Here is a 19372-nt window from a genome sequence, read left to right as displayed (position 1 = left end):
TCTATTCTGTTTGAGCGTGATCTTTATCCGAAAACCGGTTTCCACGTTTCAGGATCATGCTCTCTAGATGGGCAATTCGCTCAAATCGGCAGTTCGTGGGCCTTGGCGATGATACCATCGCCGAAGCGCTCGACAAAGAGCGCGCCCTCGACCGTGCGCCTGATCAGCACATTGCGCTTGTCGAGCTCGTCGCGATGGCGCGACACCAGTTTCAACGCGCCCATCGTGTCGAGCGCGCGGGTGATCACCGGCTTGGTGACATTGAGGCGGGCGGCGAGCCCGCGCACCGTGTGCGGCGGCGGATCGAGATAGATGGTGAACAGGATCGCCGTCTGGCGCATGGTCAGATCGGGCTCGTCGTCGCGCACCTGCGACAGCATCACTTGCTGCCACAGTCGCAAGGCCTGGCTCGGGCGCATCCCAATCGACATCACGCCAGCATGACGGCAAATTGTTTCGGTTCCGTTTCAGTTTCCGCAATTTGCCGGCTCTGCTTACAGCTATCACCCGTAGCGTTTCGAGATGATCCGCTCCAGCGCGCGGATGCCTTGTGCCTCGCCGCCGGCGGGGCCATGCGGGCGGTCGGCCGGGTTCCAGGCGAAGATGTCGAAATGCGCCCATCCCGCGGTCTTTTCGACAAAGCGTTTCAGGAACAGCGCCGCCGTGATCGAGCCGGCAAAACCGTCCGTGGTGACGTTGTTGATGTCGGCGATCTTCGATGACAGTTTTGCATCGTAAGGCCGCCACAACGGCATGCGCCACAACGGATCCTCAGCCGCGACGGAAGCCGCCGCCAGCTCGGCTGCCAGCGCTTCGTCGCCGGTGTAGAAGGGTGGCAGGTCGGGGCCGAGCGCGACACGCGCAGCCCCGGTCAGTGTCGCCATGTCGACCAGAAGCTGCGGTTCCTCCTCGTCGGCCAGCGCCAGCGCATCGCCCAACACCAGTCGCCCCTCGGCATCCGTGTTGCCGATTTCGACAGTGATGCCCTTGCGGCTCGTCAGCACGTCGCCGGGCCGGAAGGCGTTGCCGGCAATCGAATTCTCGACCGCGGGAATGAGCACGCGCAGCCGCAAATTCAGGCCGGCAGCCATGATCATCGAGGCGAGGCCAAGCACATTGGCAGCACCGCCCATGTCCTTCTTCATCAACAGCATGCCGGACGATGGCTTGATGTCGAGACCGCCAGTATCGAAACAGACACCCTTGCCGACCAGCGTCACCTTCGGCGCGCCTTGCTGCCCCCATCTCATGTCAATCAGGCGCGGCGCGCCGGCCGACGCGCGGCCGACCGCATGGATCATCGGGAAGTTCTGATCGAGGAGATCGTCGCCCGTCACCACCGAGACTTCGGCCTTGTGCCTGACGGCCAGGGTCCGCACCGCCTGCTCCAGGTCTTCCGGGCCCATATCGCTGGTCGGTGTGTTGACCAGATCGCGTGTCAGGAAGACGCCATCGGCAATGCGGCGAACGCGCCCGGCATCGACGGCTGCCGGCAGTTCGAAGCGCAGCGCCTTGCCTGACTTCTTGCCGTAACGGGTGAAGACATAGCCGCCGAGCACCAGCGCGGTGGCCGCGAGCTCGGGCTCGACCGGCGCCGAGGCGAAATGCCAATCACCTTCCGGCAAGGCTTTCGACAGCGCGCCGAGGGCGAGCGCGCCTTCGCCATCGCCGATACCGAACAACGCGCCGCCGAGCGCTCCGTTTTCGCCGGGCACGACCAGCGTCCTGCCTGGCTCGCCGGAAAAGCCGTTGGCTCTGGCCCAGGCGACGGCGGCTGGCGCAACACCCGTCGCCTCAAGGCGATCCCTGGCGACCAGATGGACCGGCAGTGAGCCCGGCAGTTTCTTCTCGACGAGTTCGACAGGCATTCGATGTTCTCCATGCGGCGACCTTCGAGTCGCCGTTCTTAACCATCCGTTAGGGTTAACAGAATATTTCTGCGGGAGGGAAGACGGCCACGCAATGGCCGCGCATGAATGGAGGCTTAGGTAGCCATGCCGACCAACCGCACGATCAACGCCAGGGGAAAACGGCTCATCACCACTGCCCTTGCGCTGGTGCTCGCAGCGGGCGTCGCCGGTTGCGGGACCGACAAGCTTTCCACCGGCTCGATCGGGCGCACCAGCGGCAAACCGCTGGAAACCATGTCGGCGGGAGAACTGCACACTGCGACGACGTCACTTGGCCAATCCTACGCCAAGAACCCCAACGACAAGCGGATAGCGACAAATTATGCCGCGGCACTGCAGATGGATGGTGACGCCGACCAGTCGCTCGCCGTGATGCGCAAGCTGGCGATCGCTCTGCCGAAGGATCGTGATGTGCTTGCCTCCTATGGCAAGGCGCTGGCGGCCAATGGCCAGTTCGAGGCGGCGCTCGACGCCGTGCGCCGCGCCCAGACGCCGGAATATCCCGACTGGAGGCTGGTGTCGGCCGAAGCGGCCATTCTCGACCAGACCGGCCAGAAGGACGATGCGCGCCAGCTTTACCGCAAGGCGCTCGAGCTCAAGCCGAACGAGCCTTCGGTGCTCTCCAATCTTGGCATGTCCTATGTGCTGGAAGGTGACCTGCGCACCGCCGAAACCTATATGCGCTCGGCTGCGCAGCAGCCGAATGCGGACAGCCGGGTCCGCCAGAACCTGGCGCTGGTCGTCGGCCTGCAAGGCCGTTTCGACGAAGCCGAGAAGATCGCCTCGCAGGAACTCTCGCCTGACCAGGCGCAGGCAAACGTCGCCTATCTCAGGCAGATGCTGGCCCAGCAGAATGCCTGGAGCCAGCTCAAGGACCAAGACAAGTCAAAACCGGCAACCAACTGAGACGACGATCCTTGTAGTGACCATCAATGAAGAAGCCGCGCTGCATGCAGCGCGGCTTCTTCACATGTCGTGCAGGGATTTGCCTTGCCGTTACTGGGCCGCTGCCGGTGCCGGATGATCTCCGAAGATACCGCGCTGGCTGACCTGAATGCCGGCAGGGCCCAGAATGATGGCGAAAAGCACCGGCAGGAAAAACAGGATCATCGGCACGGTGAGCTTTGGCGGCAAGGCGGCAGCCTTCTTTTCGGCCGCATTCATGCGCATGTCGCGGCTTTCGGCTGCAAGTACGCGCAGTGCATGCGCCACCGGCGTGCCGTAACGCTCGGCCTGGACGAGTGCCTGCGACACCGATTTGACCGAATCCAGGCCGGTGCGGCTTGCCAGGTTCTCGTAGGCCTGCTTGCGCTCCTGCAGATAGGAAAGCTCGGCGTTGGTGAGGATGAATTCTTCCGCCAGTGCCACCGATTGCGCGCCGATCTCGTCGGCGACCTTGCGGAGTGCTGCTTCCACCGACATGCCCGACTCGACGCAGATCAGCAGCAGATCGAGCGCATCCGGCCATGCCATCTGGATCGACTGCTTGCGCTTGGTGGCGCGGTTGTTGACGTAGACGACCGGTGCGTAGAAGCCGCCATACGCAACGAGGATGCAGACGAACAGCCTGATGACCAATGGCTTGTCGGGCAATCCTCCGAGGACGAAGATGTAGATTGTGGCCAGCGCGAAGCCGACGAAGGGAAGCACGAGACGGAAGAAAAGAAACCGCGTCAGCGGATTTTGCCCACGAAACCCGGCCACTTTGAGTTTCTGCAGCGTGCCCTCATCGGCGAGCGCGCGCCTAAGATCCAGCCGGTCGACGATGTTGCGCATGCCAACCGACTGTTCCTCGCGCAGGCCCTTGCGACGGCGATCCGCCTCGACGGCAAGCCGCGCGCGCTGCTTGGCACGGAGTTCGTCGCGTTCCAGGGCGACTGTTTTCATGCGCGACTTGAGCTGGTCTCCGCCAAACGCCGGCAGCAAGGTGAAGACGGTCGCAAACACCGCAATGGCGACCAGCAGCGCGATCAGGAAGGTCGGATCCGTCAGGGTTTTGATGACTTGCTCGGTCATGCTGCGATCCTAGACTTCGAAGTTCATCATTTTGCGCATCACAAAGATGCCGATCGACATCCAGACTGCCGCGCACCCAAGGATCAGGTGTCCAACGCTGGTGACGAACAGCGGCATCAGGTAGGCCGGGCTCGACAGGTAGACAAGAAAAGCGACGATGAAGGGCAGCGCACCGATGATGGCGGCGGACGCCTTCGCTTCCATCGACAGCGCCGCGACCTTGGCTTTCATCTTCTTGCGATCGCGGAGCACGCGCGAAAGATTGCCCAGCGCCTCGGAGAGATTACCGCCGGCCTGCGACTGGATCTGGATGACGATACCGAAGAAACTTGCCTCCGTGCAAGGCATGGTTTCGGGCATGCGCAAGGTCGCATCGGGGATCGACAGGCCCATCTGCTGCGAATCGACGATACGACGAAACTCAGTCTTCACCGGTTCGGGCGATTCGTTGGCGATCAGGCGCACGGCGTCGTTCAGCGGCAGGCCGGATTTTACGGCGCGCACGATGATGTCGAGCGCGTTTGGAAATTCGTTGAGGAATGCCTTGACGCGGCGGGCGCGACGAAACGAGACGAACCAGCGCGGCAGGCCGAGCGCGCCGGCCAGCAGCACGCCCGGCAAGACGATCAACGGCGCTCCGGCCACGAAGGCAGCCATCGTCAAAGCGAGGCCGCATATGGCGGAGTATATATAGAAGCGCTCGACTGTGGTCTTCAGGCCGGCCTGACGGAGTTGGGCTTTCAGCGGCGGTTTCTTGACAACGCTGTCCTTGGTTTTCTGCTTTGCGTCGAGATCGTTGAGCGAATCCTGAACCGATTTGCGCCGCTTGACGGCTTCCGCTGCGCGGTCGCGCGAGGCCTTGACGACGGAACGATCCGTCTCGGCGGTCTTGATCGTTTCGAGCCGCTTGCCGACCTGTTTCTCGTTGCTGATCCGAGTGAACAGGAATGCATAGGCGACCGCGCCGGCGCTGAAGCCGGCGAGCACGACAAACGCCAGTACTGTGCCGTCAATTCCAAACATTGGCCCGAACCCTTACGCCCCAGGATGCGTCAGTCAGCGCGTTTCTCCATCGCCTCGAGCGCAATGGCGAGGCGCTGTTCCTCGCCATAATAGCGGGCCCGCTCCCAGAAATGCGGACGACCGATGCCGGTCGATACATGCTCTCCCAGCAGCCTGCCATTGGCGTCCTCGCCCTTGATGTTGTAGAGGACGATATCCTGCGTGATGATGACGTCGCCCTCCATCCCGATCACCTCGGTGATGTGGGTGATGCGACGCGATCCGTCGCGCAAGCGTGCCGCCTGGATGATCACGTCGACGGAGCCGACGACGATTTCTCGCACCGTCCTCTGCGGCAGCGAATAACCGCCCATGGCGATCATGGATTCGATACGGTTCAGGCATTCGCGCGGGCTGTTCGAGTGGATCGTTCCCATCGAACCGTCATGGCCGGTGTTCATCGCCTGCAGAAGGTCGAACACTTCGGGTCCGCGCACTTCGCCGACGATGATGCGCTCAGGGCGCATACGCAGGCAGTTCTTGACCAGATCACGCATCGTCACCTCACCCTCGCCCTCCAGATTCGGCGGGCGGGTTTCAAGGCGCACCACGTGCGGTTGCTGCAATTGCAGCTCGGCCGAGTCCTCGCAGGTGATGACGCGCTCGTCGCGGTCGATATAGTTGGTCAGGCAGTTGAGCAGCGTCGTCTTGCCCGAGCCGGTACCGCCCGAGATGACGATGTTGCAGCGAACACGGCTGATGATCTTGAGAACTTCGGCGCCCTGGGGTGAAATGGCGCCGAACTTGACCAACTGATCGAGCGTCAGCTTGTCCTTCTTGAATTTGCGGATGGTGAGCGTGGCGCCGTCGATGGAGAGCGGCGGCGCGATGACGTTGACGCGGGAGCCGTCGGGAAGACGCGCGTCGCAGATCGGACTGGATTCGTCGACACGGCGGCCAACCTGGCTGACGATGCGCTGGCAGATGTTGAGGAGCTGCTGGTTGTCACGGAAGCGGATGCCGGTCTGCTCGACCTTGCCGTTGACTTCGATGTAGACGTTCTTGGAGCCGTTGACCATGATGTCGGCGATGTCGTCGCGCGCGAGCAGCGGCTCGAGCGGCCCATAGCCAAGCACATCGTTGCAGATGTCCTCGAGCAGTTCTTCCTGCTCGGCGATCGTCATCGCGAAATTCTTGATCGCGATGATGTCGTTGACGATGTCGCGGATTTCCTCGCGCGCGCTTTCCGGATCAAGCTTGGCGAGCTGCGACAGATCGATCGTGTCGATGAGCGCAGAGAAAACCTGGCTCTTGGTGTCGTAGTAGGTTTCGCTCTTTTCGCGCTGTGCCCGCTTCGGCTCAGGCGCCAATGGCGGTGCCTCGACCGCACGACGCGCCGGCGGCACGACAGGTGCGCTTGGCGCAGCCGCAGGCCGGGCCAGAACTGCCGTCTCCGCAGAACTTGCCGCCGGGGGCGCAACAGGCGCCGCTGCTGGCTGGCGAAATTCCGGCGTGAACCGGTTGCCGTCGTCGCTGCCTCTTTTACCAAACATGATCGACTACCGATTCCACTGCTGAAGCGTCACTTCTTGTTGCGCGAGAACTTGCCGAGCAGGTTGCCAAGCCCGGCCTTCTTCTTGGCCTTGATTTCACTGCGCCCGGTCAGCACATGCGCCATTTCGTTGATCATTGCGACAACCGGGTTCTTGGCATCCATCTCGCCAAGCATGCGTCCGTTGTTGGCGGCATTGCCGAACAGCAAAGGATCGAAACCAATGACCGACATTGGCGACAGGCCGAGCGGCTCGGCGAAATCGGACGGCGAAATCTCCGGACGCTTCGGGATGCCGGCCTGGTTGATGATCAGCTTCGGCGGCGGGTCGTTGGGACGAAGCCGTTTGAACATGTCGACGAGGTTCTTGGTGTTGCGCAGATTGGCCAGTTCCGGTGTCGCAGTGATGACGATCTCGTCGGCCTTGATCAGGGTGTTCTTGGTCCAGCCCGTCCAGACATGAGGAACATCGAGCACCAAAAGCGGCACGCTGCGCTGGGCAGTGTCGATGAGCTGAGCGAAGGCCTCCGGATCGAAGTCATAGACCCGTTCGAGCGTCGAAGGTGCTGCCAGCAACGACAGATGCTCGGCGCACTGGGTCAGCAGCCGGTCAAGATAGACTTCATCGATGCGCTCCGGCGAAAACACCGCCTCGGCGATGCCTTGCGCCGGATCCTGGTCGAAATTGATGTTGGCCGTGCCGAAAGCGAGATCGAGATCGGCGACGACCACCTCGGATTTGAACAGGGAGGACATCGCCCAAGCCACATTGTGGGCAATCGTCGAGGAGCCGACGCCACCCTTGGCGCCGACAAAGGCGATCGAGCGGCCTAGCGGCTCGGCTTCCGGATCGATGAAAATCGAAGATACCACGCTGACGATGTCAGCCATCGATACCGGTGCGATCACATATTCGGAAATGCCGTTGCGGATGAGTTCGCGGTAGAGGCCGACATCATTGTAATGACCGATCACCACCACCTTCGAAGTCGGATCACAATATTCCGAGAGCTGGGCGAGTTGCTCCAGCAATTGCTTGGGCTCGCTGCGCGATTCCAGCAGGATCAGGTTAGGCGTTGGCGCCGATTGGTAGAATTCGATGGCGGTGGGGACGCCGCCCATATGGACCTTGAGATGCGCCTTCGCCATGCGGCGGTCCTCGCCGGCGCGCTCGACCGGATTGGCAACGCCCTCGGTCTCGCAGAATGCCTGGATCGAGATGCGCGGGATCGGACGCAATGCCTGCATCGCGGCGATGTCCTGCTGCGAGGTATCGCTGCCATCCACCGGGGCGTCGTAGGCAAGGTTGGTCATCGTCATACTCTTTCCCGTAGCCTGTTCTATCCGAGACTGGCGGCTCAGTACGTCACTTCCGAATTGCCGAGGAACTCTTCCGAAATGCCTCTTGCACGATAGGTGTCGATCACCGCGCCGCGATTTTCAGCATCGATGGTAGAGGGCTTGCGGGGGCCGAGCAGATCGGCCGGGTTAGCCATCTGGGCAGCAAGATTGTTCTGATAGGAGCAGCCGAAGTCGGCATAGTGCTTGTTTTCCGACGTGTTGACGAGGTCGTCGGGCCAGCGTCCGCATTTGTCGGTCTGAGCTCTCACCGAGATATAGGAGACGCGAACCGGGGCGGATGTCTCGCTCGAACCGGCCTGATAGGAGACCACGACGATGCGGTTGCGCTTGATGCCGCTGGCGACTGCGAGCCTGGCGAAATCACGGCCGGCCGCCGTCGCGGCGACCTCGTTGGCCGATCCGCTCGGGATCTGGATCGTCAGCGTCGGGGCGGCACTCTTGTCATATCCGTCGAGGAAGCCAAGAAGCGTATCGCGCTGGGAGCCGGTCATGCCGCGGTCACCAGCGCCAACCGGCAGATCGATCTTCTGATTCTTCTCTGCGATCACAATCGGATGGTTGGTGCGATAGTCATCCGGAATGGCGCCGACCGTGATGCTGTCGCGCTGCGCGCAGCCAGCGAGCAACGCCGCAACCACGACCACCAGGGCCGGAACGGCTCGCCGGCAGACCTGCGAACGTCCAAGGCGCATCGTCGTGGCGATGGTGCTTGCCTGCAATACTGACTGAGACATATCCACTTCCCCGCTTACTTGTAGATGAAGCCGACAACGCCGTGGTAACGGCCATTGGGCTTGTCGGTCTGCATGGTGCCGTAGACGCGATTGACGCGGCCAAGGAACATCGCGGCACCATCGCTGGCGGCGTTGAAATTGTCGTCCGGCTTGGCGAGGTCGTTGCGTGCCACGGGCTTCACCAGATAGGGCGTGATGATGATGACGAGTTCGGTCTCGTTGCGCACGAAGTCCCTGCTGCGGAAGAGCGCGCCGAGCACAGGGATTTTTGTCAGTCCAGGCAAGCCGTTGACGGCTTGCCTGACGTCGTCGCGAACCAGACCGGCGATCATCATGGATCCGCCTGAAGGCAGTTCCACCGTTGTGTCGGCAAGACGCTTGCGCAGCGAAAGGGCATTCATGCCGGCACTCGTCACGCCTTCGGACAACGACACGGATCCCTCGGTTGTTGGCTCGGAAACCGAGGTTCGGACTTTCAGGCTTATGCGGCCGGGAGACAACACCACCGGCTGGAATTCCAGGCCGATGCCGTACTCGATCTTGTCGACGGTGTAGGTTTTCAGGCCAGTCTGGTTGTCCGTGGATACGTTCTGGGAGACGCCGCTCACCATGTTGTATTCGCCGCCGACCTTGAAGGTCGCCTTTTCGCCGGATACGGCGGTCAAGGTCGGCTCCGCCAAGGTCTTCATGACCCCGGACTGCTCCATGGCGTTGATATAGGACTGCAGGCCCGAGGCGCCGATCGTGAAGCCCGAATTCGACAGCTGCTTGCCGAGGCCGGTGAAATTGTCGCTGATCGCACCGTAGCTGATGCCGTTGCTGCCGCCGCTGCCGACCATGTTGACGCCGAGCTGCTTCATCACCGAGCGGCTGACTTCGGCGACCGTCACCTTCAGCGTGACCTGATCGTCGCCGATGATCTGAAGCAGGTTGACGATCTTGCTGGTGCGGCGCTCCTGGTCCGGGTTGTTGATGTCGACACCGCTCTGGGACGAACCGCCGGCCGCGGTCTGCGAATATTGTCCCGTCGTCGCTTCACCACCCGAAACGAAGATCGTCGCCAGGTCGACCGCGCGTTTCGCGTCCAGCGGCGTGTCGACCGTCCCTGTCAGGACGACGTTGTCATTCAGCAGTTCTACCTTGATAGCCGACGTGGGGAGGAAGCGCCTGATATAATCCTCAAGGCCGGCAACGTCGCGTTCGACGGCAAGGTCCAGACTGACGATCTGCTCGCCATTCGGGCCGAAGACAAAAATGTTCGTCTCGCCGACCGCCTTGCCGAACAGGTAGATGCGCCTTGCGGTGCGGGTGACCGCATCGGCCACCGCCGGGTTGGCGACGAGAATATCGTAGGCATCGCTCGGCAGGTCGATGACCACCGACTTGTTGAGGCCGAGCTTGACGCGCTGGGTGGCCGTCGATGCCGTGACCTGCGCGTTCTTTGCCTCGACAACGCCTTGCAAATTCGTTCCGACGAGCAGCAGGCCGAATGCCGCGGCTACAATTGCCGGCAGTTTACCATTTAGCCTCATTTCCTTGCCCCTACTTCGGAAACTTCGCCCGACTTGATCAGCCTCACCGTTCCCCTGCGGCCATTGCCGGAAACGAGATAGTCGGCCTCACCCAGATTCTTTTCCTGCGTGTCTGCGACCGCCCGCAGCGCCAAGGTCAGGCGATCCGCCATCTGTTGGGCGACGGTGATGATCTCTGCCTGCTTGGGCGTCAGTTCCAGCGTGGCGGTCTGGCCCACCCTGGTCTTCTTGCCTTCCTCGTCCTCCTGAATGGTCTGGTCGATGGCCAGGACGCGAATGTTCTTGAGGATGGTCTCGGTGTTGAAGCCGGCGGCACCGCTGGCGGCATCGGCCCTGCGGGTCATGATGACATCTACGAAATCGTTCGGAAGAATGAAGCCGCCGGCCGACGTGTCGGCCGAGATGGCCGTGGCCACAGCCCGCATGCCGGAAGGCAGGATCGACGACATGAAGCTCTGCCCCTCGCCGATCAACTTGGAACGCCGCAGAGGCTCTCCGGCATACATCGCCACACGGGCAACGGAGCCCTTCAGCTTGTCCAGTGCCTCAGGCTCAGCGGTGCGGGTGATGAAATTCGCGTTGACGCCGTCGGCGGGCCAGGATTGCCAGGCGATGTTGTTCTCGATCGGGCTGCCCATCGGAACGTCGCCCGAAAGCACAAGCACATCCTGCAGAGATACCGCCGGGGCCTGGGGGCCGGAATCGACGACGACCTGGGGCGGCGGTGCCACCATATTTTTCGCGACATACCCAGCGCCGCCCGCCGCGGCCACCGCCACGCTCAGAATTATCAATCGCGATGCTGGCATCTGTCCGAACCCTTGCCCTGGCAAACCACGTAGCCAAGCCGGACTTTGCAGCGGCAATCGTCAAAACAAGGTTAATGTAATGCTTACGATCGTGATTAATTTAAGGTTTACATAAATTGGACGGAACGTGGCCTGACCGGCAGAAATGACCGGGCCGGCCTTGTTGAAAGCCTGTTGCGGCAACGCTGATCAATAAAAAAATAGATCGTGTTCAGGCCGACAGCCTGGCCAGCGCCCACACCATCAAAGGCGAATCCGGATAGGTCAGCAACCCGCCAAGGCCAAGGGCTACTCCGTAAGGAACACCTTTTGCCTCGTCGGCGAAATGGCGCAGAAACGGGTTTTGGCCGGTAACGGCCGCAAGCGGTGACTTCCGGTAGAGGATGATCGCGAGTGTCAGCAGGCCACCGATGATTGTCGAGGCGACAAGATACTCGACGAGATTCACGTTGAGGCCCATCCACATCGCGGTGGCAGCCAGAAGCTTGGCGTCGCCGCCGCCCATGCCGCCCATTGCAAACAGGCCGAACGTCACGGCAAGGACCAGGGCGCCGGCGGCGAAATGTCCGCCATAGGCCGCCCATTCCATACCCGTCAGCGGCGCAACCAGCGCGAAGACAACGACGAGCAGCATCGGCACGCGATTGGCGATCGTCATCGACAGCATGTCGGAGATCGCGGCAAACAGCATGCAGAACGGAAAAACGACGAAGATCAGGGCTTCAAGCATCGGCGCTATGCCTATTGTCCGATTTCACGGGGCTCAATCTAGGCATGTTCGATTAACGATTGATGAGGCCCGGAACGAAAAGATGACTGATACTGAACTGGCAGCGGCAAGGAAAAGGGCCGCCACGTGGCGGCCCTTTCCAGAACGCAATCCAAGTGCTCGGCGATAAGGCCGATCAGCTGCCGCTCGGCGCGCTGTTCAAGGTGGTTCCGATAGTGGTGAACTTAGCGTTGAGTGCATTGCCGAGCGCGCCGGCGCCGGTGATGATGGCGAGCGCGATGAGAGCGGCGATCAGACCATATTCGATAGCGGTCGCGCCGGATTCGTCCTTCACAAAACGTGCGATGAGATTAGACATTTGAGAGCTCCTACTCCACGTGTTACAGCACTTCCGTCAACTTCTGTGATGGTTGATCGGATGCTGCCAATCTAGGGAGAAGCTCTTTCGATCGGCTTAATAAACAGCCTTACCGATTCCTTTCCCGGTTCGAACATATTGCGTGGTTAACTCCAGGCTAAATGCCGACCGACCTTCCGTTTACGGGTTTGGTGGCGCTTGCGACCCCGAGCCGGACCGCACCTCACAGTAGCCTTGTCGCCATTGCACCATCGGTAACGACGCGCGCTTAACCGTTGGTTCACCAATCTCGTTCATGTTCCGTTGATCAGTCCGCTTGCGTGGAGCGCCTCAATGGCCCAGCCGAGATCGTCAATCCTGATTGCCGCGCTTCTTGCCGCCACGACCTTCATCGCGCCCGCAATGGCCGGCGCTGGCATCGAGGTCACGATGAACCAGGCCAAGATCGTCAAACTGTCGCGCCCTGCCGACACGATCGTGGTTGGCAACCCGGCAATCGCCGACGCTTCCGTGCAGGACGCTTCGACGATCGTGCTGACCGGCAAAGGCTTCGGCGTCACCAATCTGGTCGTGCTCGACACGGATGGCAGCCCGATCGTCGACGAGCAGGTTACCGTCGTGCGGCAGGCCGCCTCATCCGTGCGTATCTATCGGCGTGCCGAAATACAGACGATGTCCTGCACGCCCTATTGCGAAAGCTCCTACAAGAGCGATGCGGAGAAGGCCTCCGAAACGGAGATGAGCGTCAGCCGGTAGGATGGCGTAGTCGAATGCCGTTCAGGTTATCGGCTGGTTAAGAAGCTGGCGCTGACTTTAACGATCATCCAAACCGGACCTAAATCGGTTTGCGCTAATGCTCCTTCCGAGACCGCATAGAGATCGGCAGGATCAGACATGAGCAAGGAATTCGGCTGCACAGGCGACCACAAAGCGAAACGCCCAAGGTTTTTCGCCCGTTTCCTACGTGACCGGCGCGGCGCCACGGCAATCGAATTCGCAATCCTTTCAGTTCCGTTCGCCCTGCTTGTCTTTGCCATTCTGGAAAGCTGCATCGCGTTTGCCGGCCAGGAAGTGATGGCCAACATAACCGACGATGTCGCGCGCAAGCTGCGCACCGGCCAGTTGAGGGCTACCGACGTCGCCGGGACCAATTTGCGGGACATGATCTGCACAAAACTGGAGATCATCGTTTCCCAGGATTGTCCCAATCAGCTGCTGGTGGATCTCCGCCAATATACAACATTCGCCGACGCGGCCACGGCGGGCTTCATGATCCAGAACGGTGATGTCGTACTGACGAAAGGCGCCGCAACCCAATCGTTTGCAGTAACGGCGGGGGCGGCGGAGTCGAGGAACATGCTTCGCGTCTTCTACAAGTGGCCTATTATGACAGACCTGTTGGCGCAGTCGATGGGCGGCAACAAGACTCTGCATTTCGCATCGGTGACCTGGCAGAACGAGCCGTTCGACAACTGAGTTCGAGGCGGATGCACAGGCAGTAAAAGAAAAAGGGCAATGGGTATGATGCGTGCGGGGGCACATCTTAGGACTGCAGGAGTTTGGCGGAAAGCAAATCGATTCTGGTCCGATCGCCGCGGCATCGCGGCGGTCGAATTCGCTTTGATCATGCCAATTTTGCTGATCATGTATTTCCTGACAATGGAGGCGTCACAGGCCATCGAGACCAGCAAGAAGGTCAGTCGTATCGGCAGCATGGTGGCCGATCTCGTCACCCAGCAGACAAGCGTCGTCAAGGCGGATGTCGACGCCATCATGCAGATCGGCAGCGTGACCCTTCAGCCCTACAACCGCTCGACCCCGACCATCACCATCACGGCAATACAGGTCTCGGCCGATGCGACGAAGGCACTGGTGGTATGGTCACGCAAGTTGGTCGCCGGCGTCGCCAGCGCCGGCGCCGCGGCGACCACGGAAACCACGGTTCCAGCAACGCTCAAGGTCGCCAGCACCTTCCTCATCCGCGTCGAAAGCAATCTCGGCTACACGCCGGTCATCGCCTGGACGGCCAGCAACCAGCAGAAACTTGGATTGACCTCGGCTTTCAGCAATATAACGATGGGCGAAACCTACTATCTGCGCCCCCGCAGAAGCGTGACTATCCCTTGCGGCGACTGTTGAACAGAGACAGCCGGGCGATTCGCAGGACCGCTTCAGCTCTCTGTTGCCACGCAACTGCAGACTGAGAATAATCACGCACTTCTTCTGTTTCCTGGAATTGCGCTACTGCTGCGGAGCACTATTGCTGTGGGGCACTGTCCGAGACGAAGCGCACGATAGAAGCGGCCATCTCGTAATCCTTTGGCGCGACGGTAGCGAAGCCTCCCGAATGCTTTGATTCCAGGAGGTCGTAGATATCAGGCGTCATCGACTTGAGGTTGGTGAGGAACACGGTGAGCCGGCGCTTGGCTTCAGGGTCGAGATCGCTGCGGACGGCATGGGGGCCATATCTGAGCAAGCCAGACGTCCATACCACCCGAAGCGCCGTCACTGAGAGCCCTGCCGCTTCGAGCCTTGCCTGCGTGCCCGATGTTTCCGGCTGGCCGTCGGCGGCGGCCGTCACCCAACCGAACAGGCCATCGGCCTTGCCATCGACCAGCATCGTTTCGGCCGCCGCAGCCGAGTCGGCATGGACAAGAAACGGCGCATCTTCCGCAACCTTGCGGCCTTCCGCCGCCAACGCCGCCAATGGCAAGAGAGAACCGCCAACGCTGCCCGAAGGCGCCATGGCGATGCGATGGCTCTGCATCGCCGCCAGATCGGGCAGCTTGCCGTCCCGCGTCAGCAGAACAGAGCGGATGCCGATCGCGCCGTCGGAATCGACCGGAGCCACAAGCGGCTCGATACATAAGCAGCGCTGCGAGGCCGTCGCATAGGCGGTTGCCGAATAGATCGCGTATTCGATGCGGGCATTGGCCTGCGCCTCGATCAGCGCGGCATAATCACGGGCAACGACAAACTCGACCTTCATGCCCAAGGCCTTTGTATAGGCGTCGGTCAACACAGCCAGCCCCGGAACGGTGTTGCCGGCGCCTGGCTCTGCAACGATGCCGATGCGAAACGTGCCGATATCATCGCGCCAATCGGCATGTGCCGGACCGGACCAGAGCGCACCCTGCATCAACATGAGGGCAGCAGACGCCTTCAGCGCAATGCTCATGACAAAACCGCCGTCTGTTTTCCCAGACCCATGCCCGTCGCATCGTTGCGACATGCATTCCTTGTTTGTGCATGTCGTTGTTTGTGCATGTCGTTGCCCAAAACCGCCGTGCACCTTGGGCGACATCACTGGACTATCGCGCCAAGCCGTTGCCGTTTGGTTTCCGAATTGCCAATGAAGTCGCGGAACCCTATGTCTGGTCGTTCAAACTGGCAACAACTCGATGGCGCGCGCTTTCCTCTTCGTTCTGGACTCCTTCGGCATCGGCGGCGCGGCCGACGCCGACCGCTACGGTGACGACGGCGCCAACACATTCGCGCACATAGCAGAAGCTTGTGCCGAAGGACGCTCGGATCGCGAAGGGCTTCGCAGTGGACCGCTGTTTGTCCCCCACATGGCCTCGCTCGGGCTTGGCAAGGCTGCCGAAACCGCGACGGGACTGGGCTTTTCCAGCAGTGGGACGGATCTGCTCGCGGCTGCCTTCCACGGCGCCGCGCAGGAGGTTTCAAGCGGCAAGGACACCCCATCGGGCCATTGGGAAATCGCCGGCCTGCCGGTGCGCTTCGACTGGGGCTATTTCCCGGATACGGTTCCCGCCTTTCCGGCGGAACTGACCGAGGCGATCATCCGCGAGGGCAAGGTGCCGGGCATTCTCGGCAATTGTCATGCGCCGGGCACCGAGATCATCGAGCGCTTCGGCGAGGAGCACATCCGCACCGGCAAGCCGATCTGCTACACGTCTGTCGACTCGGTCCTGCAGATCGCCGCGCATGAAGTCCATTTCGGCCTCGAGCGGCTTTATGAATTCTGCAAGGTGGTGCGCAGGCTGGTTGACCCGCTGAGGATCGGACGGGTGATCGCGCGGCCTTTCGTCGGCGAAACCAGCGCCACTTTCGAGCGCACATACAACCGTCATGACTACGCCGTGCCTCCGCCGGAGCCAACCCTGCTCGATCGGCTGACAGCGCGTGGCAGCCGTGTCATCGCCATCGGCAAGATCGGCGACATCTTCGCCCATCGCGGAATTTCGCAAGTGCGCAAGGGGGCGGGCAACATGGCCATGTTCGACGAGGCGCTGGGCGCGATGGACGATGCCGGCGACGGCGATCTCGTCTTCGCCAATTTCGTCGACTTCGACACCGAATTCGGTCATCGCCGCGATGTTGCAGGTTATGCTGCCGCGCTTGAGGCCTTCGACCGGCGGCTGCCGGAGGCATTTGCAAGGCTGCGGCAGGGCGATCTTCTCATCCTGACGGCCGATCACGGCAACGATCCGACCTGGCAAGGGACCGATCATACGCGCGAGCGCATTCCGGTGATCGGCACAGGTCCGGGTTTCAAGGGCGGCGACATCGGGCTGAGAACAACCTTCGCCGATATCGGCGAAACCGTGGCCGAGCATCTTGGGCTGGCGCACGGCCTTTACGGGACTTCTTTCTATACGGCGATTGGCGGTCATGCCTGAATTGCCGGAGGTCGAAACCGTCCGGCGCGGGCTGCAGCCGGTCCTGGAAGGCGCAACCATCACCCGTGTCGAGGCACGCCGCCCGGATCTGCGCTTTCCATTTCCCGAGAAATTCTCACAGCGGCTGACCGGCAAGACGGTCACGGCACTCGGCCGCCGGGCCAAGTATCTGACGATGGACCTGAAAGGCGGTCCCGTGCTGATCTGCCATCTCGGCATGTCGGGCTCATTCCGCATCGAGACGGCGGACAGCAACGACATGCCCGGCATCTTCCACCACGACCGCTCGAAGAGCTCCAATCATGATCATGTCGTCTTCCATGTCGTATCTCCGGCAGGCGCCCGATCACGCGTGATCTTCAATGATCCGCGCCGCTTCGGCTTCATGTTGTTTGCCGAAGGGCCGGACGTCCATCCGATGCTCGCCGGACTCGGCGTTGAGCCAACGGGCAATACATTGGACGGCGCACTGCTTGCCTCATTGATGAAAGGGCGGCGATCACCGCTGAAGGCAGCGCTTCTCGACCAGAGGCTGATCGCCGGGCTTGGCAACATCTATGTGTCGGAGGCGCTATGGCGCGCCAGCCTGTCGCCGCTGCGTGAGGCGGGCACGATCGCCAAACCCGGAAAGAAAGCCCAGGCCCAAAGCGAACACCTGGCCCAAGCCATCCGCTCGGTGATATCAGATGCGATTGCCGCCGGCGGGTCCTCACTGCGGGATTATATGCAGACCGATGGGTCACTGGGCTATTTCCAGCACTCCTTCGCCGTGTACGACCGCGAAGGCGAAGCCTGCTCGAAGCCCGGCTGCAGCGGCCACATCGAACGGATCGTGCAGAGCGGCCGATCGACCTTCTATTGCCGGACATGTCAACGGTGAGTTAGACGAGCGCGAGCGAGGAGAAGCAGCCATGGCCTATGAGACGATCATCACCGAGACGCACGGCAAGGTCGGACTGATCACGCTGAACAGGCCGCAGGCGCTCAACGCGCTGAACTCCCAGATACTGACCGAACTGATCGCAGCCGTGAACGCTTTTGGCGCCGATGCCGGCATCGGCGCCATGGTCATCACCGGTTCCGAAAAGGCTTTCGCCGCCGGCGCCGACATCAAGGAGATGCAGTCCATCTCCTATGCGGACGCCTACGCCCAAGACTTCTTCGTCGGCTGGGAGGAGCTTACGCGGGCGCGAAAGCCAATTATCGCGGCGGTGGCGGGCTATGCACTCGGCGGCGGCTGCGAGCTAGCGATGATGTGCGATTTCATCATAGCCGCCGACACGGCCAAATTCGGCCAGCCCGAGATCACTCTTGGTGTCATTCCAGGCATGGGCGGGTCGCAACGGCTGACCCGCTTCGTCGGCAAGTCGAAGGCGATGGACATGTGCCTGACCGGGCGGATGATGGATGCCGCCGAAGCCGAGCGTTCGGGCCTGGTGTCGCGGGTCGTGCCTGCCAGTGACCTAGTCGAGGAGGCTCTGAAGGCGGCAGCCAAGATCGCCGCTTTCTCGCTGCCATCGGTGATGATGGCAAAGGAGGCAGTCAACCGCGCCTTCGAGACGACGCTTGCCGAGGGATTGCGGTTCGAGCGCCGGCTGTTTCACTCGCTGTTTGCACTGGACGATCAGAAGGAAGGCATGGCGGCCTTTGCCGAGAAGCGGAAGCCGAATTTCACCAACCGCTGACGCCAATCCTTTAGCTGCGAAGAAGATGGCTGTTGGCCGCCAAAAAGAAGGCCAGGCAGCGTTGACGCGCCGGAAAAGCTGAACTATAAGCCCCACCAACCGAGGCGGCCCCGTGGCTGCCCGTTTGTTTTTTGCGCCCTGCGGCATCCCGCATGCGGCCGACCAGATCAGAAGAGAGGCATCATGGCCAATACATCCTCGGCCAAAAAGGCAACGCGCAAGATCGTCCGCCGCGCAGCGATCAACAAGAACCGCCGCTCGCGCGTCCGCACCTATATCCGCCAGGTCGAAGAGGCACTTGCCTCCGGTGACAAGGCTGCCGCACAGGCTGCCTTCAAGATCGCGGAGCCGGAATTGATGCGCGCCGCAACCAAGGGCGTGATCCACAAGAACACAGCGTCCCGCAAGGTGTCGCGACTGGCCCAGCGGGTCAAAGTTCTCTCGGCCTAATATAACTTCCCTAGACTGACGTTCTTTCGAACCCGGCCGTTTGTGCCGGGTTTTTTCGTTTGCCGGCAAGCACTTAAAAAGAATGTCCGGAAACGGCGTCTTGTGCGGATTTCACGATTGGGAATACTTTGCCGGCATATGCATGCCTGCTGTTGGCCGGCATGCTTGAAAAGGGCTGGCTTAAAGATTCTTAGCTATCAGAAATAGCCTATATTTTTCAGACACTTACAGATGGTGATCCACAGCTTGTCCACACCGGGCCAACCCGATGGGGGACAAGTAGCTGTCAAGCGAAATATTTCAGAATATTTCTCTAAGCGCCCGGTTTTTCATATTCGCCGGAAAAGGGTTTGAATCACAATGGCTTTGTTAAAATGTGCCGTTGCGGCACGCCACTCGAACCCGCCTCCAGTAACCAGATTCCTTAAAAATCCGTTAGACGTGGCCTTGCCCTATCCACAGCGATTTCGGTAATGTCGATCTATCGAAAGGGACGGGCTCTGGGCCTTACACCCAGCCTGAATCGGCCAGCTTAAATTGGCGGGATTTGCAACGCGGATCAAGTCCGCGGACCGATTTGGTTTGTCTT

General features: G+C 61.0%; 20 protein-coding genes. 8 read left to right on the top strand and 12 right to left on the bottom strand.

From position 1 onward, the window contains the following. Nucleotides 1-80: 80 nt before the first annotated feature. Entirely contained in the window at nucleotides 81-431 is a 351-nt protein-coding gene (locus tag EJ076_RS08690) for a MarR family winged helix-turn-helix transcriptional regulator (protein ID WP_109666469.1), read from the bottom strand. A 72-nt stretch (nucleotides 432-503) separates the two neighbouring features. Next, nucleotides 504-1868 carry a leucyl aminopeptidase family protein gene (locus tag EJ076_RS08685; protein ID WP_126067613.1) on the bottom strand — a complete coding sequence of 455 codons (1365 nt, stop codon included), beginning with the start codon at nucleotides 1866-1868 and terminating at the stop codon, nucleotides 504-506. A gap of 126 nt (nucleotides 1869-1994) precedes the next feature. On the opposite strand from EJ076_RS08685, the gene EJ076_RS08680 reads away from it, so the two are divergent. Further along, a complete protein-coding gene (locus EJ076_RS08680) occupies nucleotides 1995-2816 on the top strand; it encodes a tetratricopeptide repeat protein (protein ID WP_126067612.1) in 822 nt (273 codons plus the stop codon). Between the two features lie 90 nt (nucleotides 2817-2906). Here EJ076_RS08680 and EJ076_RS08675 read toward each other — a convergent pair whose 3' ends face one another. From EJ076_RS08675 to EJ076_RS08635, 9 genes are all read right to left on the bottom strand, one after another. Continuing rightward, nucleotides 2907-3926 (bottom strand): type II secretion system F family protein, encoded by a 1020-nt coding sequence (locus EJ076_RS08675; protein ID WP_109666464.1) that lies wholly within the window; start codon nucleotides 3924-3926, stop codon nucleotides 2907-2909. Nucleotides 3927-3935: 9 nt separating this feature from the next. After that, nucleotides 3936-4949: a type II secretion system F family protein gene (locus EJ076_RS08670; RefSeq protein WP_109666462.1), complete on the bottom strand. Its 1014-nt coding sequence runs from the start codon at nucleotides 4947-4949 to the stop codon at nucleotides 3936-3938. A 29-nt stretch (nucleotides 4950-4978) separates the two neighbouring features. After that, nucleotides 4979-6481, bottom strand: a complete 1503-nt coding sequence (locus EJ076_RS08665; protein WP_126067611.1) for a CpaF family protein — start codon at nucleotides 6479-6481, stop codon at nucleotides 4979-4981. Between the two features lie 29 nt (nucleotides 6482-6510). Continuing rightward, nucleotides 6511-7800 (bottom strand): CpaE family protein, encoded by a 1290-nt coding sequence (locus EJ076_RS08660; RefSeq protein WP_126067610.1) that lies wholly within the window; start codon nucleotides 7798-7800, stop codon nucleotides 6511-6513. Between the two features lie 38 nt (nucleotides 7801-7838). Next, nucleotides 7839-8576 (bottom strand): CpaD family pilus assembly protein, encoded by a 738-nt coding sequence (locus EJ076_RS08655; RefSeq protein ID WP_126067609.1) that lies wholly within the window; start codon nucleotides 8574-8576, stop codon nucleotides 7839-7841. A gap of 14 nt (nucleotides 8577-8590) precedes the next feature. Further along, nucleotides 8591-10108 (bottom strand): type II and III secretion system protein family protein, encoded by a 1518-nt coding sequence (locus EJ076_RS08650; protein ID WP_126067608.1) that lies wholly within the window; start codon nucleotides 10106-10108, stop codon nucleotides 8591-8593. After that, nucleotides 10105-10917: a Flp pilus assembly protein CpaB gene (gene cpaB / locus EJ076_RS08645; protein ID WP_126067607.1), complete on the bottom strand. Its 813-nt coding sequence runs from the start codon at nucleotides 10915-10917 to the stop codon at nucleotides 10105-10107. Before cpaB ends, EJ076_RS08650 begins: the two co-directional genes overlap by 4 nt. 211 nt (nucleotides 10918-11128) lie before the next feature. Beyond that, complete coding sequence (locus EJ076_RS08640; RefSeq protein WP_126067606.1) at nucleotides 11129-11647, bottom strand: prepilin peptidase; 519 nt, start codon at nucleotides 11645-11647, stop codon at nucleotides 11129-11131. Between the two features lie 175 nt (nucleotides 11648-11822). Continuing rightward, nucleotides 11823-12005 (bottom strand): Flp family type IVb pilin, encoded by a 183-nt coding sequence (locus EJ076_RS08635; protein ID WP_109666443.1) that lies wholly within the window; start codon nucleotides 12003-12005, stop codon nucleotides 11823-11825. Nucleotides 12006-12338: 333 nt separating this feature from the next. Between EJ076_RS08635 and EJ076_RS08630 the strand changes: the two genes are divergently transcribed. The 3 genes from EJ076_RS08630 (at nucleotide 12339) to EJ076_RS08620 (ending at nucleotide 14144) form a co-directional block, all read left to right on the top strand. Next, on the top strand, nucleotides 12339-12761 hold the full coding sequence (locus EJ076_RS08630) for a pilus assembly protein N-terminal domain-containing protein (protein ID WP_109666441.1): 423 nt from the start codon (nucleotides 12339-12341) through the stop codon (nucleotides 12759-12761). A 138-nt stretch (nucleotides 12762-12899) separates the two neighbouring features. Beyond that, nucleotides 12900-13481: a TadE/TadG family type IV pilus assembly protein gene (locus tag EJ076_RS08625; protein WP_109666437.1), complete on the top strand. Its 582-nt coding sequence runs from the start codon at nucleotides 12900-12902 to the stop codon at nucleotides 13479-13481. 45 nt (nucleotides 13482-13526) lie between these two features. Continuing rightward, complete coding sequence (locus tag EJ076_RS08620) at nucleotides 13527-14144, top strand: TadE/TadG family type IV pilus assembly protein (protein ID WP_109666435.1); 618 nt, start codon at nucleotides 13527-13529, stop codon at nucleotides 14142-14144. A 118-nt stretch (nucleotides 14145-14262) separates the two neighbouring features. Here the strand turns inward: EJ076_RS08620 and EJ076_RS08615 are convergent, their stop codons facing one another. Then, entirely contained in the window at nucleotides 14263-15183 is a 921-nt protein-coding gene (locus EJ076_RS08615; protein ID WP_164548572.1) for a PhnD/SsuA/transferrin family substrate-binding protein, read from the bottom strand. 223 nt (nucleotides 15184-15406) lie between these two features. Here EJ076_RS08615 and EJ076_RS08610 point away from each other — a divergent pair, with 223 nt between their 5' ends. From EJ076_RS08610 to rpsT, 4 genes are all read left to right on the top strand, one after another. Next, entirely contained in the window at nucleotides 15407-16648 is a 1242-nt protein-coding gene (locus EJ076_RS08610; RefSeq protein ID WP_126067604.1) for a phosphopentomutase, read from the top strand. Continuing rightward, entirely contained in the window at nucleotides 16641-17528 is an 888-nt protein-coding gene (gene mutM / locus EJ076_RS08605; protein ID WP_109666428.1) for a bifunctional DNA-formamidopyrimidine glycosylase/DNA-(apurinic or apyrimidinic site) lyase, read from the top strand. The genes EJ076_RS08610 and mutM overlap by 8 nt, the downstream gene beginning before the upstream one ends. Before the next feature lie 31 nt (nucleotides 17529-17559). After that, entirely contained in the window at nucleotides 17560-18333 is a 774-nt protein-coding gene (locus EJ076_RS08600) for an enoyl-CoA hydratase (protein WP_109666425.1), read from the top strand. Between the two features lie 183 nt (nucleotides 18334-18516). Then, a complete protein-coding gene (rpsT, locus tag EJ076_RS08595) occupies nucleotides 18517-18783 on the top strand; it encodes a 30S ribosomal protein S20 (protein ID WP_013533694.1) in 267 nt (88 codons plus the stop codon). Nucleotides 18784-19372: the final 589 nt, after the last annotated feature.

The organism is Mesorhizobium sp. M7D.F.Ca.US.005.01.1.1, assembly GCF_003952545.1.
GTDB classification, from domain to species: domain Bacteria; phylum Pseudomonadota; class Alphaproteobacteria; order Rhizobiales; family Rhizobiaceae; genus Mesorhizobium; species Mesorhizobium loti.
This window is presented reverse-complemented; position numbering and strand designations above follow the sequence as displayed.